Source organism: Paenibacillus sp. 01T442, from assembly GCF_056398345.1.
In genome coordinates, this window is the sequence record NZ_JBFTPF010000009.1 from 1 (window position 1) to 16,483 (window position 16,483).

Consider the following 16,483-nt stretch of genomic DNA (forward strand, 5'->3'; position numbering starts at 1 on the left):
GGCTTTTGCTGTCGCTGCATCATATTAGGCCAAGCTCTCGAATATAGATGAGTAAACGAGGCGATAAAGTTAGCTACCTTTTCAAAGTAAAAGGATGGCTGTTTTTATTTTCATGCATATACTAATCCTACAAAGGCAGGAACGAAAGAGGTGATCTTGGTGGGAACACGGTTATTATCGGAAAAGTTAGTGAAAACTCGCTTTCCCCATTTAAGGTACATCCGAATTCACACTTCAGATAAATATAAGGCGACCATTTATGCATGGACGGAAGATATGCAGCTATCTAAGCAAGATGAACTGAATGTGGAAAAGTATGCAAACGCTTACTTGTATCCGTATGTGGTCTTTCAAGTGAAGGCGTATAACGCGGTGCGAGCAGACAAAGTGCCATTACTGCAAGAAGTTCCTTCCGAAATTGCACTAACTGCACTTCGCTCAAACTTGAATCAATATGGGATTCTAGCTGCGATCAATCGGCAATTTCCTTATGGGCGGCTACGATTTAAGCATTATGACGTCATTAATAGCATCATTCATTTTGACTTCGATGCGCTTAGGCGAATGGAGGAGCAAGAGAAGGGAAGCATGCTGCTGTATTTGCATGAAATGATTCCCCTCGGTTGTTTTTGTGAGGTGCGTTTTCAGGAAGATGAGATGTAGCATCAGTTGAATCACACTGTAGTCTCACAATTGCGCTTGATAGTTCACCTGAGGTCTCCGAGAAAACGGAGACTTTTGTTTGCGTTTTAATATTAATGCTTGCCAACGCTATGCTTTAGTATGTATCTTTTTCCAAGAGGCATTTCAAGACTGTCGTTCCTCTTATAAAAATCCATAACGTTAACTTAAAGGAGATACATATGCCATGTTGAAACAATCACCGTATTTCTTATTAATCCTAGCCACTTGCATTTGGGGAGGTAACTTTGTGGCAGGTAAGGCACTCGTCTTACATATTCCTCCAATTACTTTGGCGGCAGCACGCTGGATGATTGCTTTCTTGTGTTTACTACCATTTTATGGAAAAACAGCCTGGCGACTCAAACATGAATTTCTCGCGAATTGGAAAATGGTTCTATTCCTCTCCCTGACAGGAGTAGCCGGATTTAACTCACTCACGTATATCGCTGTCCAGTACACGGGCTCCATCAATGCTTCATTAATGAATTCGGCGACACCTATATTCGTTGTTCTCATTACTTGGGCTGTTATGAAGGAAAGACTTGCCTGGTGGGCGCTGCCTGGTATTGGTGTATCGATCCTAGGTGTGTGTTGGATTATTAGTCAAGGGGATTTGTCTGCGCTCCTCCGGTTATCCGTCAATCAAGGTGATATGTACATGCTAATCGCTGTCTTATGCTGGGCCTTATATTCAGTGGGCATGAAAAAAATGGCTGGTCGCTTTCCTTCAAGCCCATTTTTACTGGTGCAAGTAACCGTTGCTCTCGTGGTGTTGATTCCAAGTTCATCCATCGAGTGGATCATCAAGGCACCTAAGGTGTCGTGGAGTCCCGCCTTGGTAAGCGGGTTACTTTATGTGGGAATCTTCGCGTCCATCGTAGCTTTCTTGAGCTGGAATAAAGCCATAGAGCTTGCTGGTCCCCAGCGTTGTGCAGGATTTCTCAACTTCATACCATTGTTTAGCGCAATCTTTGCAACCACCTTTACGGGGGAATCTTTGCAGCTATATCATCTGTTGGGAGCCTTATCCATCGTGTTAGGTGTGTATTTGACGAATAGGGCTATGAAGCAGCAAATGCGCCCCTTTTTATCAAAGTGAATATAACTGGTTGCAGGCATTGTGGGGGAATTGGGTGGAAGTCCCAGAATATAAGCAAATATTTGTAAAGAGATTACGATTATTGATTGGATTCTCCCTCTACTTTAGTTCAATATAGAATTAAGTGGAGGGGGAGAACAAAATGACAGGGAACACATTCAGCAAGTTGATTCGCCTATTTTGGACATTTCTTCGGATTAGCCCGCTTACATTTGGTGGCGGCTATGCCATGCTACCTGCCATTCAACGAGAGGTAGTCTTCACGAAGAATTGGATGTCAGACGCGGAAATGTCAGAGCTCCTGGCCATCTCCGGTGCAGCCCCTGGTGGAGTTGGTGTCAATGTATCTGCGTTGGTCGGTTATCGTCTCGCAGGCATTGCAGGAGCCATCGCGGCTGTCGTAGGGATTACACTACCGACCTTTCTGATCGTCCTCGTGCTAAGTGTGCTTTACGCTTGGCTTGAGCATTACCCGAAAATGCAAGCCCTCATGGAGGGGATTCATGCTGCGATTATAGGTCTTATTGCGGCAGCCGCGTACAAAATGGCAAAATCTTCGATCTTCGATCGGATTACCCTCCTTATAGCAGTAGGAACTGTGATAGTCATGCTCGTCGTTCAGGTATCGCCTCTCGTGTTGATCACACTCGGCGTAGTAGCCGGTCTCGTCGCCATGTATCTTAAGAACAAATGGGGCATGGTAAAACCTCCATCTCATACAGAACTACCTGCATCAAATAATGCTGACAACAAGACCGCTGAATGGTTTATGGCGGATGGGATCTAAGGGACGAGGTGATTCGTAGATGCTACTCCAATTATTCATCGCATTTCTCAAAATTGGTCTCGTATCCTTTGGCGGCGGCTATGCCATGATTCCTGTCATCCAGCTTGAGGTCGAGCGGCATCACTGGATGACGGAAGAACAATTTTATCATGTGATTGCCTTGTCTGGCACCAGCCCTGGTCCCATTGCAACGAATAGTGCCACGTTAATTGGTTATGAGACAGCGGGTATCCCTGGGGCTATTCTTGCAACGTTAGGCATGGTACTGCCGTCTTTGGTGGTCATCATCCTCGTATCGGCCTTCTTGTTTCGTTGGCACTCGCATCCGTGGTTCAAATCATCCTTTTACGGTCTCAAGCCTGTTGTGACAGGTTTTATCATCTATGCAGCGCTGCATTTTGGCCAATCATCCTTCGGAACGGTAGATACAGGAGTCACGTGGAAACAAGTTGCAACACTTCTCATTGCGTTCGGTGCTTTTATGGCGATTGTAAAATATAAAGTGCATCCATTTGTTGTTATTGTTGGGGCTGGCGTTCTGGGAATCGCTTTTTTCTTGTAAAAAGTTGTCCGTTTCGACAGTTCCTGAGAACGGGAGATCTAGTTGCCGCTGGCGGACGGATCTAAGTCGATTTTATCGACTTAAAGGAATTGAAGGAGGAATCTGGACGCCTCAATGTCGATTACAGTCTTATTGATTGTTCACCCCTAATCCTTACCTCCAACCTCTATGAGGTGATGGGTAAGGATTTTTTCTATTTTCCGCTTGTTAAAGTGATAAAAAATTCTTTTATGGGCAATAAACATCTTTATATTTCAGATAAATGTTATATAATGTACAATATAAAACAAATAGAACATACTATATAACAGTACTTTGTTGCTTTAGGAGGGAAACATCATCGAACTTACGGCTCGCCAGTTAGAAATAATTGATCTCGTCGGCAAATATGCACCTATTACTGGAGAACGCATCGCTGAGTTGCTGGGGGTTAGTCGACCGACCATTCGCTCGGATCTAGCAGTCTTAGTCATGTTAAGGCATATTGATGCCAAACCAAAGGTGGGCTATTTTCTCGGAACAGCAGCACACGACGTCCATGCACCAAGCAAGTTGATCGAGTCCTTGAAGGTGAAGGACGTAATGGGCATTCCCGTTTTGCTTCGGGAAACAGTCACCGTTAGTGATGCTGTTGTTGCCCTTTTTCTCGAAAATGTGGGGAGTTTGATGATAGTTAATCAAGAGGGTGCACTAGCAGGCGTGGTTTCACGAAAGGATTTACTCAAGGTTACGTTAGGACAAGCAACGGCAACGGCAATGCCAGTCTCGTTGGTGATGACCAGACAACCGAACATTGTTACGGTGAACCCTGAAGATAACGTACTGGAAGCAGCACGGAAGATGATTCATCATGAAGTGGACACCTTACCCGTCGTCAAGGCAATTGAGGGCCGGGAAGGGCTGGAAGTTGTAGGCCGAATTACGAAAACAACAATGACCAAATTGCTGCTGGATGTAGCGCTAGGTACGTAAATCAGGGGGAATTTACATGGGAGAGAAGCTGCATACCATTTTCGTATGTTCGGATTCGGTAGGAGAAACAGCAAATACGGTTGTTCAAGCAACGATTCGGCAGTTTAATGCAAGTCAGGTTGTCGTGAAGCGACATGGATCCATTCGAACGGAAGATGAAGTACGAACGATCGTAGAAGATGCCTCGCGAGCGAAGGGGTTTATCGCCTACACGCTTGTATTGCCTGAATTAAGAGAAATGATGCGGCAAGAAGCTATCCGATTGAACGTGAATGCCATCGATATTATGGGCCCTATGATGCAAGCCTTTATTGACACGTTTAAGGATTCGCCTAAGCGTAAAGTCGGGCTGCTCTATCAGTTAGATGAACAGTATTATCAGCGGGTTGAGGCGGTAGAATTTACAGTCAATAGTGATGATGGCAAAGATCCTAGCGCAATGAAACAGGCCCATATCGTCCTGATCGGACCATCACGAACATCTAAGACACCGCTTAGCATATATTTGGCGCACAAAGGATTTAAGGTGTCGAATTATCCTTTAGTTCCAGAGGTTAAACCGCCTAGTCTCTTATTTGAGCTAGACCCGAAGAAGCTTGTCGGACTGACGATGAGTGTGGATAAGCTGATTGGTATTCGTACAGAACGGCTGAAAGCCGTTGGTCTTCCTTTTGGAGCTAAATATGCGACGAAAGAGCGCATAGAGGAAGAATTAGCTTATGCCATGAATCTGTATCGTGATCTGGGTTGTTCGATTATTGATGTGAGCGAGAAAGCTATTGAGGAAACAGCAGGCTTAATTTTGGCGGAAAGATCATAACGCATCAAACACGAATCAAACCAATTTCGAGAGGGTGGATCGCTTATGCACAGAGACTTATCTTTGGAAATCGTACGGGTAACAGAGGCAGCAGCTATTGCATCATCTAGCTGGACAGGGAAAGGGAATAAGCATGATGCGGATGGAGCCGCAACTTCCGCGATGCGGGAGTATTTCAGTGCTGTTCCTTTTCGGGGGACAGTTGTTATTGGTGAAGGGGAAATGGATGAAGCGCCAATGCTTTACATTGGAGAAGAGGTAGGCAGTGGCGTTGGACCTGAATTTGATGTTGCCGTTGATCCATTAGAAGGAACTGATATTGTGGCTAGCGGTCGGAATAATGCCATATCTGTTGTGGCTATCGCAGAAAAGGGCAATCTCCTCCATGCCCCTGATATGTATATGGCGAAGCTGGCGGTTGGTCCGCGATTGGCTGGCAAGCTGAGTCTTGAAGATCCTCTTGAGGTGACCATTCAAAAAGCGGCAAGCATTCTGCATAAGGAAATTTCAGAGCTGACGGTCTCCATCCTGGATCGCAATCGACATGCTGAACACATTATGATCTTACGTAAACTAGGAGTCAAAATTTATTTACTCAGCGACGGTGATGTGGCAGGCGCGATGGCGGTGGCGTTCCCAGAAACTGGGATCGATCTGCATGTAGGTTCGGGGGGAGCTCCCGAAGGTGTCCTTGCAGCAGCAGCATTGCGGTGTATGGGTGGCGAATTGCAAGGGCGTTTGCTGCCTGAGAATGAAGAAGAACATCAACGTTGTCTAGCCATGGGGATTGCGGATCCATCGAAAGTGTTAAGTATGCAGGACCTTGTGGGCGATTCCGATATTATTTTTGCGGCAACTGGGGTCACATCAGGTGATTTCTTAGATGGTGTCAAATATGGCTGGGGCGGTCGTGCGCAAACCCATTCGGTTGTGATGAGAGCCCAGACGCAGACCGTGCGTTTTATCCAATGTGTTCACCAGTTGCATGAGGAGCAACGCGGGAGTGCTTAATTCTAAAGAACAACGGAACTAGGAATATCATCAAATACATGTGCCAAGTTCCCCCCTGCATATACTTGTGTTGAGAAGATGCGAAAAGAGGGATAACATGAGCTTGTCTTCAATTGATTTTCTTTCCGTCGTCCGCAGTTGCATACCTGAAGAGGCCGAGATTGTCGTGCTGAAGCAGGAGGGAGATCCCGCGGCGATTCTATACGCCGATGTGGATGGTGATGGGTTTCCGGAAATCACAGCCCTATATAGATATTTAGACCATCAATATTTGTTTTCCTTGAAAGAGTACTCCGGTAATTGGTTTCCAATCGGGTCGGCATCAACAGGAAGAGATCTTGCTGTGAAGGACTTTGCTTCAGCGCCAGTTTCACGCAAAGAAGGCTGGGATGTCCTGATTGGTTGGGAGCGGGCGGATGAACCGATAGCAGAACTGGATATTATTCAATGGACGCAAACAGGTTTTCAGCGTGTAATTCCACCTGGTACGACCTATTCTCATTTGGAAATCGAAGATATGCCGACGCGGAATGGTCCAGATGGCTTATGTGAAATTGCCCTATGGACGCAGGAGCAAGGTCAAGCTTACCAGGTAGAAACGTATCGCTGGGATCCCTACCGGCTTGTGCCGACAAGTGATGTGCATGCCTACTATTTCCAAAAAGTTGCTCGCTACTACGAGAATTTAACGCAGGAACAACCGAATGAGGGGCTGTATCGAAGTTATTTGGAGGATGCTCAGAAGCGGGCAGGCGGTAGTTAGGGAAGTCAAGTATGTGCCAGGAGAAATTTCCTCCTGGTTTTTTTGTCGTGTTTGAGGTCTGGGGGAAGCGGAGCTTTCACCCTTGATTAATAGGTTGAGATGATGTGTGACAAGCTGGTTGCAGTAGAAATTGGTTTGAGTGGAGTAGGAGTAAGAGTAAGAGTAAGAGTAAGAGTAGTAGCAGGAGTAGTGTGCTCGTTTGAGTAGCTAGCTTTTAAATAACTGTAAAAAAATTACTGTTAAAATTGGCGTTTTATCCAAGATTTAACGAATAGATGGAAAAAATACAGCTAATATCAGGGAGATTGGCCGTTTTGGTGGATTATTGCGGAAATTAGCAGTAGGAAATCCATCTAATGCTCCCAGATGGGGAGAAGCAGTAAAATTAACTACCTAAAATCCATTAATTTGTTTAGTGCAGCGGAAAAAGGCTGGATGGGAGCGCTGAGATCCAGCATCCACCTCACATGTCCACATCACAGCTCCGTATCTGATGTCCACAATCAGTATCCCCATGACGTGTCGCAATTTCTGAGTGTCATTGTCCGAATGTTAGACTTAAAATAAGCGTTTTCATGTGCTACATTTAAGAAAGTTGTCTAGATATCATATATTTGCATGCAAGGAAAAAACCTACTGGAGGTCTTCACATGTCACGTAAGTATCGTATTGGTATTATTGGTTGCGGTGGAATTGCAAATGGTAAGCATTTGCCTAGTTTGAGCAAGTTGTCAAATGTTGAATTAGTCGCATTTTGTGACATCATCCAAGAGAGTGCAGCAACAGCTGCAGCGAAATATGGGATTGAAGGCGCGCTCGTTTGCGAAGATTATAGAGAAGTATTGCAAGATGCTACGATTGATATCGTGCATGTATTGACACCGAATATTTCACATGCGGAGATTTCAATTGCAGCTCTTGAAGCTGGCAAGCATGTTATGTGTGAGAAGCCGATGGCCAAAACAGCTGAAGATGCGAAGCGCATGGTTGAAACAGCGAAACGCACTGGCAAAAAGTTGACCATTGGTTATAACAACCGTTTCCGTCCGGATAGTCAGCATTTGAAAAACGTATGTGCTGATGGTGAGCTTGGTCACATTTATTTTGCTAAGGCACATGCCATTCGTCGTCGTGCTGTACCGACATGGGGTGTATTCCTTGACGAAGAGAAGCAAGGTGGCGGTCCGTTAATCGATATCGGTACACATGCACTTGATCTTACGCTTTGGATGATGGACAACTATAAGCCGAAGGTTGTATTGGGTACGTCCTACCATGAATTGTCCCACAAAGAAAACGCTGCTAACGCTTGGGGACCTTGGGATCCTAGCAAGTTTACGGTAGAGGATTCCGCTTTCGGGATGATCGTGATGGAGAATGGTGCAACGATTATTCTTGAATCCAGCTGGGCGTTAAACACACTTGAAGTAGACGAAGCGAAATGCTCGTTGAGCGGGACTGAAGGTGGAGCGGATATGAAAGGCGGCCTTCGCATCAATGGTGAGAAGCACAGTCGTCTTTACACAACCGAGGTTGATTTGAAAGCAGGCGGAGTTGCTTTCTACGATGGTAAAAGCGAAAGCGCAGCTGATGTAGAAATGCGTACTTGGATCAACGCGATTGATCAAGATATTGATCCGGTTGTTACGCCTGAGCAAGCTTACGTTGTATCGCAAATTCTTGAAGCTATTTATGAGTCCGCTCGTACGGGCAAAGCTGTTTATTTAAACCAATAGAAATGGTAATGGAAAACCATGAGGATGATACGTCCTGATGGTTTTTCTTTACTTTTAATTTAGATGATATTTGAAAAATGGCGCAGTGATGGCGTATGCTTATCAATAGATTGCTATTATTTTGTTATTGAGGGAAAGGAAGCGAACCATATGCAATTAGGCTTGCAAAATAAGGTGGCTTTAATCACCGGGGGAAGCAAAGGGATTGGACTTGCTACCGCCATTTCTTTGTCCCGCGAAGGGGCGAAAGTGGCTATACTTGCGCGAAATGTAGAGCAGCTTCAGGAAGCTGCAATCCAAATTGCCAATCTAACCGAAGGCGAAGTTCTCACGATAGGGGCGGATGTGACATCGGAAGCTGATTGTCAGAGAGCAATTGAAGAGACGGTTCGACGTTTTGGCGGTTTACATATTCTTGTGAATAATGCTGGGACTTCCGCTGCTGCACCTTTTGAACAAGTAGGTTCGGCTGTGTGGCGCCAAGATTTGGAGTTGAAATTATTCGGGGCTATCCATTGCTCGCAATTTGCGATTCCACATATGCGAGAAGCAGGCGGCGGCTCAATCGTGAATGTTACAACATCCGCTGCCAAAACACCTCCAGCCTCATCGCTTCCTACATCGGTTAGCAGAGCAGCTGGTTTGGCTTTAACGAATGCGATGAGCAAAGATTTGGGATCGGCACAGATTCGGGTCAATACCGTATGTATTGGAACTATTCGCAGTGACCAAATCGAGAAGGTTTGGAAAAAGCATGCTCCAGAGCTTACTTGGGAGGAGTTCGCAAGTGATCCGCGGCATGATATTCCATTAGGCCGTATTGGTAATGCAGAGGAAGCGGCGAATGTGATTACCTTTTTAGCCTCAGATGCAGCATCCTACGTAACGGGGACCTCTGTGAATATTGATGGTGGAAAAGGCGCAGCCTTATAAAAGTTCAAATAGAACAAAGCCTATGTCTCTCCGTTAAAGGAAAGCCATAGGCTTTGTTCTTTCTTCTATGTTTTTTAGGGCATGGTGCTAGGATTAAATTCTACGTTTCTTTCTTAGATACCAGATGATCTCAGAGATAGCATCCCGTATTGAAGTGTTAAAGTGAAAAGCTAATGTCATTGTCATAAGCAAGAAACCTCCCTAACCCTGAAAGAATGTCATGCATGAATAGTATTACGTAAGAAAATCGACGTTGGTTCTATTTTTTTTTAGTGGGTTAAGCCTATTTTTAAAAATAAAGCACCTCACTGATTCACTTCACCGATCGATAGTATTTGGGCATCAACGCTCTTGTCCAAAAATGACGTGAAAATCATTAATTTTGCTTGACAGGTTAAACGTTTCAATTTAATCTAAATGTAAGTGTTAAACGTTTAACACGCTCGTGAATTTGAAGCAGGTACTGAGCAACCTATAACAAGGGATACGGAGTGATTCTATCATGTGGAAACAAGCTATTGAGGATGCTTTGCAGAAGACGAAAGTGAATATTGAGCGTTTCGGGGATCAGTTCCCTCATGTCAGTGAGAACGATATTTATCATTTGAATCCGAATACCGATTGGACGGATGGCTTCTGGTCAGGGATTTTGTGGCTGAGCTACCAGTATAGCGGTGACAAAGTATTCCAAAAGGCTGCACAGAAAACGGTAGCGAGCTTTAAACAAAGACTTGAAAATAACGTTGGATTGGATCACCATGATATTGGCTTCCTATATTCCCTTTCTTCGAAGGCGCAGTGGATTCTTGAGAAAGATGAGAATGCGAAGCAACTTACTTTGCAAGCTGCTGATGTTTTGATGAAGCGTTGGAGACCGAAGGGCCAGTACATTCAAGCTTGGGGACCTGAGGGTGACGAGCATAATGGCGGACGGATTATTATCGATTGCCTATTAAACCTACCGTTGCTTTATTGGGCATATGAACAGACCGGAGATACGAAATATAAAGAAGTAGCAGTCATCCATGCTGATTTGTCACGCCGTTATTTGGTTCGTGGGGATGATTCCTCCTACCACACGTTCTACTTCGATCAAGAAACAGGGGAACCACTTCGCGGTGGAACGCATCAAGGTTATCAAGATGGATCTACTTGGACAAGAGGACAGGCGTGGGGAATTTACGGCTTTGCGCTTTCATACCACTATACGAAAAATCCATTATACTTAGAGACAGCCAAACGTTTAGCGCGTTATTTCTTTGAACGTTTACCTGAAGATGATGTTGTATATTGGGATTTCAATGCACCAATTAATGCCGAGACGAAGCGTGATAGTTCTGCTTCTGCGATTGCTTCAGCAGGGGCTTTGGAGATTCTTGAGCATTTGGCAGCAGATGATCCTGATCGTGCGTTTTTGGAAAATGGCGTTCAGCGCTCGATGGCTGGATTGGTGAAATCCTACGCTACAATTGGCAAGCCGGATGCACAAGGTTTCCTTGAGCGCGGTTCATACAGTGTTCGCGGCGGGGCTGCACCGGATGATTATGTCATTTGGGGTGACTACTATTACTTAGAAGCTCTGCTTCGTCTAGAAAAAGGATTCAAGGGGTATTGGTATGAGTAATTCACAACCGGCTGTGGCAACAGATCGCGCCTATTGGATTCAGACGATGCTTCGCATCGCTGAGCCTGTCCTTCGGGCGCTAGCAAGTAGACAACTTAGAGCCACCATGCCAGTTGAATGTAAAAGAGAAGAGCAACGCGCGTTCACGCATCTCGAAGCGTTCGGTCGTACCCTCGTCGGGATGGCACCTTGGTTAGAGACACCAGCATTAGATGCCGAGGAGGAACAGCTTCGTCAGGCGTACGGTAATCTCGTTCGAGAAGCGATGGATGCGGCAACGGATCCGGAATCACCGGATTTCTTGAACTTTGCTCAGGGGATGCAGCCAATCGTAGATACCGCATTCTTAGCGCATGCTATTTTACGTGCGCCGAATACGCTTTGGCATAGCTTGGACCCTCGCGTTCAAAAGAATCTCGCTGCCGCGATGAAATCATCACGCACTCGCAAGCCAGGCTTCAATAACTGGCTGCTTTTCGCGGCGATGACGGAAACCGCGCTTGGTGCTATGGGCGAGGACTGGGATCATATGCGTGTTGATTTTGCACTAAAGCAGCATGAACAATGGTATCTAGGCGACGGCATGTATGGTGATGGCGTGGATTATCATGCGGATTACTACAACAGCTTCGTTATTCAGCCGATGATGGTGGATATCATTGAGCATGTGCAAACGTATTATGCCGATTGGGGCAAAATGCGTGAGAATATCCTGAAGCGCGCGCAGCGATATGCGGCGGTTCAGGAGCGCATGATTTCGCCAGAAGGCACATTCCCAGCGATTGGGCGTTCGTTAGCTTATCGCTTCGGAGCTTTCCAATCGCTAGCGCAGACCGCACAGCGGCGCGAGCTGCCTGTCGGCGTTCAACCGGCTCAAGTACGCGGAGCTTTAACTGCTGTCATTCGCAGATTGATTGAAGCACCAGGCACCTTCGATGAAGGCGGTTGGCTGCAGATTGGACTATGCGGACATCAGCCAGAAATTGGCGAGCCGTACATCTCAACAGGTAGCTTATACTTATGCTCTGCAGTCTTTCTACCGCTGGGCTTGGCAGCGAATGATGAGTTCTGGCAAGGTGCGGATGTACCGTGGACCTCACAGCAAGTTTGGTCGGGTCAGACGGTTGCCATAGATAAAGCGTTATATGAATAAATACAAAGCACGTACTCGTCCCGATGGGATGGGTACGTGCTTTTTTTAACAGCATAACGCTCTAGCAGGGGACATCGGTGCTGCGAAAGGGAACCAGGTTCCTCTACTTGGGCGAGGTGCGTGAATGATGAAGTACCGTTCGATGTCTATGCAAATCGGGAGATTGCCTCATTGTTTGATTCTCAGACCACCCATACAATTAGAATTATGAAGCAGGGGCAACTTCCCTAAGACCACTAAACCAAGGAGAGATCTTAATGGGCTTATTGGATGAATTGTATCGATTTCAGGATTGCCGAACACTTCGAGTTTCGAGCTACGACCGATCGGGAGGAAATGACGATTATATCAGTATTAAAGCTGGGGAAACGGCGGTGCTTGCCCATCTTCAAAATGCGGGGATCATCAAGCATATCTGGATCACAATCAATGCGAAGGATCCTATGTACAATCGCAATCTGATTGTGCGCATGTATTGGGACGGGGAATCGGAACCAAGCGTACAAAGTCCGATCGGAGATTTCTTCGGGCAGGGTTGGGGTGAGAATTATCCATTTATCTCCTTACCAATAGCTGCGGCTCCTAAGGGAGGAAAAGGATTGAATTGCTACTTCCCCATGCCATTCGCCCAAGGCGCAAAAATCACAATAGAGAACGATTCAGAGTTTGATGTTCCTTCTTTTTATTATTACATCGATTATGAGCAGCATGCTTCGATACCGGATGATGCAGGACGATTTCACGCCTGGTGGAATCGGGAAATAACCGAACCGTCAGGCGAGCAAGAGAACGAGTGGGGACTTATGGGTGAACCACCGAAAAATCAAACGGATGAAGGCAATTATTTGTTTGCAGAAATTGAGGGACGTGGGCATTTTGTCGGCGTTAATTACTATGTCGATAGTCCAGGACCGATGTGGTATGGAGAAGGCGACGACATGTTTATGGTGGATGGTGAACCCTGGCCGGGATCCCTTCATGGCACAGGTACGGAGGATTTCTTCAATTCTTCTTGGTGCCCGAACGAGTTGTATGCCCATCCTTACTTCGGGTACGCCCGAGTACCTGATAAGCTCGGCTTCATGGGACGGACCCACTGTTACCGCTTCTTGTTGGAAGATGCCATTCATTTCCGCAAATCGCTCCGGTCTAGTATTGAGCATGGGCATGCCAATGTACTGACATTAGATATCGCCAGTGTGGCCTACTGGTACCAAAGTGAGCCGCACAAACCGTTTCCAGCGATTCCGCAGAGATCATTGCGTCAAAATATGCCGGTTATTACGGCGAGCGACGTTCACCGTTGGCGAGATGTGTGGAGAAAGTCCAAAGGTTCTGGCAAGCTTTGGGGGCATGAGTTGGAGTGAGTTAGGCCATCCGTCGGAGAAATCCCCCCTGATTTGCGCGGCATGACACGCTTATGCGGTTATGTATACATAGAATCACGATGAGGAGGTAAGTAGTGGATGAAAAGAATGGTCACGAGTATGTTGATCGGTTTCATGATGTTGCTTGCGTTATTGCTTGTTGGAAGCGCTGCAATGGCAAGCGGTGAACAGCAGATTATTAAGCCTGCTGCTGCTGGTGCGGCGACGGGCAGCTTATTTTTCCCGTTGGATTATGCCTTTGACAGTCCTGATATCGCTCTCGATTCTACCGGAGTGCCAGTAGGCGGTGCGGGAACGAACAATGCGCCTGCTTACTCCACAAGCCGGGTTGGTTATCTGGATCTAGGACCGAATTGGGCGAATGTACGAATCACTTCAACTTGGACGAAGTACAGAGCATCAAGTACCGGCGATATGACTCCTTACACCGAAATATGGTGGGACAATGATATCGACATGACGAATGATAGTGGCCTAACAGAAACTCGCATTAACTTCAACAGCGTACAAGGTCTTCCCAACACAGGAACGACAACTCCTTGGATACGGGACAATGATGTCAGCAGCAGTCCTGTTGAGCCTTTGGGACGGTATATGATGCTCCGCTCTCCGATCAACATGACAAACAGAGCAAGTGAGTATGCTATTGTCGGATATCTTTTTGAAGAGTCCATCAAAGTCATTACCCCTCCCTTAGCTGGGCAGGCGAGCGGAAGTCAGTTTTTCCCAATGGACAGATCTTTTGATGGACAGCCGACTCTCAGTCCGTTAACTGGGGATCCTACGGGAGGCGTAACAGGCATAGATGCGCCAGCATACGCAGACAGGGTCGGTTATATTGATTTTGGATCAGACTGGAGCAAGGTAAGGATAACTTCAACGTGGACCAAGTACAGAGCCTCAAGCACAGGGAATCAGACCCCTTATGCATCACTTTGGTGGGATGATGATACGGATACTACAAATGACAATGGTTTTGCGGAAACTCGGATCAACTTCAACAGTGCGCAAAACCTTTCTACAGGATCGACCACACCATGGATAAAAGATAATGATGTCAGCAGCAACCCTGTGGCACCAAAAGCCAGATACTTGTTAGCCCGCAGTCCTCTTACGATGACCAACAGGGCTAATGAATACGCAATTGTCGGGTGGATCGACGAAAATGGAAACGGAATCCAGGACTCGTTAAATCACCCTGTTAGTGGAATAACGGTTACGGGAGCCAGTGGAGCAACCAGTATATTAACGGGAAGTACGCTGCAGATGTCAGCTGCTGTACAGCCTTACAATGCGACAAATAAGAATGTTACCTGGTCGGTTGTCAATGGAACTGGCAGCGCTACCATTAATGCAAGCGGCTTACTCACAGCGGTATCGGACGGGAATGTAACGATAAAGGCAACTGCACAAGATGGATCGGGTGTATTCGGAACTCTCGAGATTGCTATTTCACAATACAGTCAACTGATATTGCCCGTTCAAGGAGCAACCTCTATCTATTATATTGATTTGCAAGCTTCATTCCCGAATGTGAATTGGCAAACACTTGAACGTTTGTACATTCCTGCCGGTAATTATCAATACATGAAACTTGGTAATCTTCCGCAACGAACTGCCAGCAATCCTCTGATTATCAGCAACTATGGCGGGCAGGTCAAAGTCAGCGGCACGTACTCGTATACCTTATCGATCGAAGGTGGTAAGCACTGGATATTAACGGGCAAATATGACAATGCGCTCAAAACCGGAAATATCAATTTCCAAGGGCATCTGAATGGAAATTATTCGACTTCAGATGGCCAATATGGGATAGAAGTTGGCCGCAACACTTCCAACGGCATCAGCGTAAGCAAGAATGCTACGAACTTTGAGCTATCGCATATAGAGGTCGCCAATGCCGGTTTCGCTGGCCTATTGATTAAAACGGACGGTGTTCCGACTGCCACTATGGATGGCGTTAAAATCCATGATATGTACATCCACGATTCGGAATCGGAAGGCATGTACATCGGTAATACCAGCAGTGATATCAGCAAGCAGCATATTTTTACCAATCTGGAAATCTATAATAACAGGGTATTGAGGGCGGGGACAGAAGGCATACAGCTGACCAATATGGGTGATGGCGTGAAGGTCTATAATAACGTTGTCATCATGAACGCGTTGGATTGGAAAGATCCGTTCCAACAATGGCAGGACGGTACGTTCCAGTATGGGCAAAGAACAGGCAGTGCTGAGATTTATAACAACGTATTCATCGGTACGGCGAGCACACTCTTTACGTTAAGATTTTCTGCGGCTCCCGGAGAGACGCCGGATCCTACGGATGAAGTGGTGATGCATGATAATTACTTCTCCCATAGCAGAGATATTCTTGCCTATATTCATGATACGCCTTCCAATTATGCATCTAAATTCAGGTTTGAAAATAATGTGATTCGACAAATCAATTTCCATTACGATGAAATTCCTGGCGGACATGTGAATTCGAACAAAATGTTCTATGTTTCTGACAATACGCACAATCCGATGGTCTTCACGAACAATACGCGAGATGGAGGTCAAGTATTTTGGAAACAACGGGACCGTAGGTAATATTTCCGCATCGGGCAATACCACAGTAACAAACTTGGCTCCGATTAAATTCAAGGATGTAACGCCTTTCACTTCCACTTTTGACTGGAGCTTGGTAGAGAGATGGGATGACTATTCGGATTTATACGCGGTTCCGATCTATTTTAATTATGGTGATTATGTGTATGATTTCCCGACAGGCAATCTGTACCAAAACATAGAAGCGGGGACCCATACGGGTAAAAATCCTGCCACGAATCCTACCACATGGAGTCTTCTGACACCGATGAAGAATGATTTCAGACTGGATCCGACATCGCCTTACCAGGGAATGGGCCTTCTGCCTTAATGAGCTGGGAAAATACTGCCTCCAT

The 16,483-nt window shown here is 46.1% G+C and carries 15 protein-coding genes; all 15 read left to right on the forward strand.

Going from position 1 to position 16,483, the window contains the following annotated elements; genetic code table 11:
- Positions 1–159: 159 nt before the first annotated feature.
- The 15 genes from AC1DLM_RS10255 (at position 160) to AC1DLM_RS10325 (ending at position 16,458) form a co-directional block, all read left to right on the forward strand.
- Positions 160–663 carry a hypothetical protein gene (locus AC1DLM_RS10255; RefSeq protein WP_477569902.1) on the forward strand — a complete coding sequence of 168 codons (504 nt, stop codon included), beginning with the start codon at positions 160–162 and terminating at the stop codon, positions 661–663.
- A 205-nt stretch (positions 664–868) separates the two neighbouring features.
- On the forward strand, positions 869–1,783 hold the full coding sequence (locus AC1DLM_RS10260) for a DMT family transporter (protein WP_477569903.1): 915 nt from the start codon (positions 869–871) through the stop codon (positions 1,781–1,783).
- Between the two features lie 142 nt (positions 1,784–1,925).
- Positions 1,926–2,570, forward strand: coding sequence for a chromate transporter (locus AC1DLM_RS10265; protein ID WP_441986938.1), 645 nt, complete (start codon positions 1,926–1,928; stop codon positions 2,568–2,570).
- A gap of 19 nt (positions 2,571–2,589) precedes the next feature.
- Positions 2,590–3,132 (forward strand): chromate transporter, encoded by a 543-nt coding sequence (locus tag AC1DLM_RS10270; protein ID WP_477569904.1) that lies wholly within the window; start codon positions 2,590–2,592, stop codon positions 3,130–3,132.
- 336 nt (positions 3,133–3,468) lie between these two features.
- Positions 3,469–4,104 carry a helix-turn-helix transcriptional regulator gene (locus AC1DLM_RS10275; RefSeq protein WP_477569935.1) on the forward strand — a complete coding sequence of 212 codons (636 nt, stop codon included), beginning with the start codon at positions 3,469–3,471 and terminating at the stop codon, positions 4,102–4,104.
- 16 nt (positions 4,105–4,120) lie between these two features.
- The gene (locus tag AC1DLM_RS10280) at positions 4,121–4,924 is read left to right on the forward strand and encodes a pyruvate, water dikinase regulatory protein (protein WP_477569905.1); all 804 of its coding nucleotides are present in this window, start codon (positions 4,121–4,123) and stop codon (positions 4,922–4,924) included.
- 45 nt (positions 4,925–4,969) lie between these two features.
- Complete coding sequence (gene glpX, locus AC1DLM_RS10285) at positions 4,970–5,935, forward strand: class II fructose-bisphosphatase (RefSeq protein ID WP_477569906.1); 966 nt, start codon at positions 4,970–4,972, stop codon at positions 5,933–5,935.
- A gap of 97 nt (positions 5,936–6,032) precedes the next feature.
- Entirely contained in the window at positions 6,033–6,698 is a 666-nt protein-coding gene (locus AC1DLM_RS10290; protein ID WP_477569907.1) for a hypothetical protein, read from the forward strand.
- A gap of 650 nt (positions 6,699–7,348) precedes the next feature.
- The gene (locus AC1DLM_RS10295; protein WP_441986933.1) at positions 7,349–8,434 is read left to right on the forward strand and encodes a Gfo/Idh/MocA family protein; all 1,086 of its coding nucleotides are present in this window, start codon (positions 7,349–7,351) and stop codon (positions 8,432–8,434) included.
- Positions 8,435–8,584: 150 nt separating this feature from the next.
- Positions 8,585–9,367, forward strand: a complete 783-nt coding sequence (locus tag AC1DLM_RS10300) for an SDR family NAD(P)-dependent oxidoreductase (protein WP_441986932.1) — start codon at positions 8,585–8,587, stop codon at positions 9,365–9,367.
- Between the two features lie 502 nt (positions 9,368–9,869).
- Positions 9,870–10,991 (forward strand): glycoside hydrolase family 88 protein, encoded by a 1,122-nt coding sequence (locus AC1DLM_RS10305; RefSeq protein WP_477569908.1) that lies wholly within the window; start codon positions 9,870–9,872, stop codon positions 10,989–10,991.
- Positions 10,984–12,144 (forward strand): DUF2264 domain-containing protein, encoded by a 1,161-nt coding sequence (locus tag AC1DLM_RS10310; RefSeq protein WP_441986930.1) that lies wholly within the window; start codon positions 10,984–10,986, stop codon positions 12,142–12,144. The genes AC1DLM_RS10305 and AC1DLM_RS10310 overlap by 8 nt, the downstream gene beginning before the upstream one ends.
- 257 nt (positions 12,145–12,401) lie before the next feature.
- Positions 12,402–13,511 (forward strand): glycoside hydrolase family 172 protein, encoded by a 1,110-nt coding sequence (locus tag AC1DLM_RS10315; RefSeq protein ID WP_441986929.1) that lies wholly within the window; start codon positions 12,402–12,404, stop codon positions 13,509–13,511.
- A 99-nt stretch (positions 13,512–13,610) separates the two neighbouring features.
- Entirely contained in the window at positions 13,611–16,130 is a 2,520-nt protein-coding gene (locus tag AC1DLM_RS10320) for an Ig-like domain-containing protein (RefSeq protein ID WP_477569909.1), read from the forward strand.
- Complete coding sequence (locus tag AC1DLM_RS10325; RefSeq protein ID WP_477569910.1) at positions 16,090–16,458, forward strand: hypothetical protein; 369 nt, start codon at positions 16,090–16,092, stop codon at positions 16,456–16,458. Before AC1DLM_RS10320 ends, AC1DLM_RS10325 begins: the two co-directional genes overlap by 41 nt.
- The last annotated feature ends 25 nt before the right edge of the window (positions 16,459–16,483 follow it).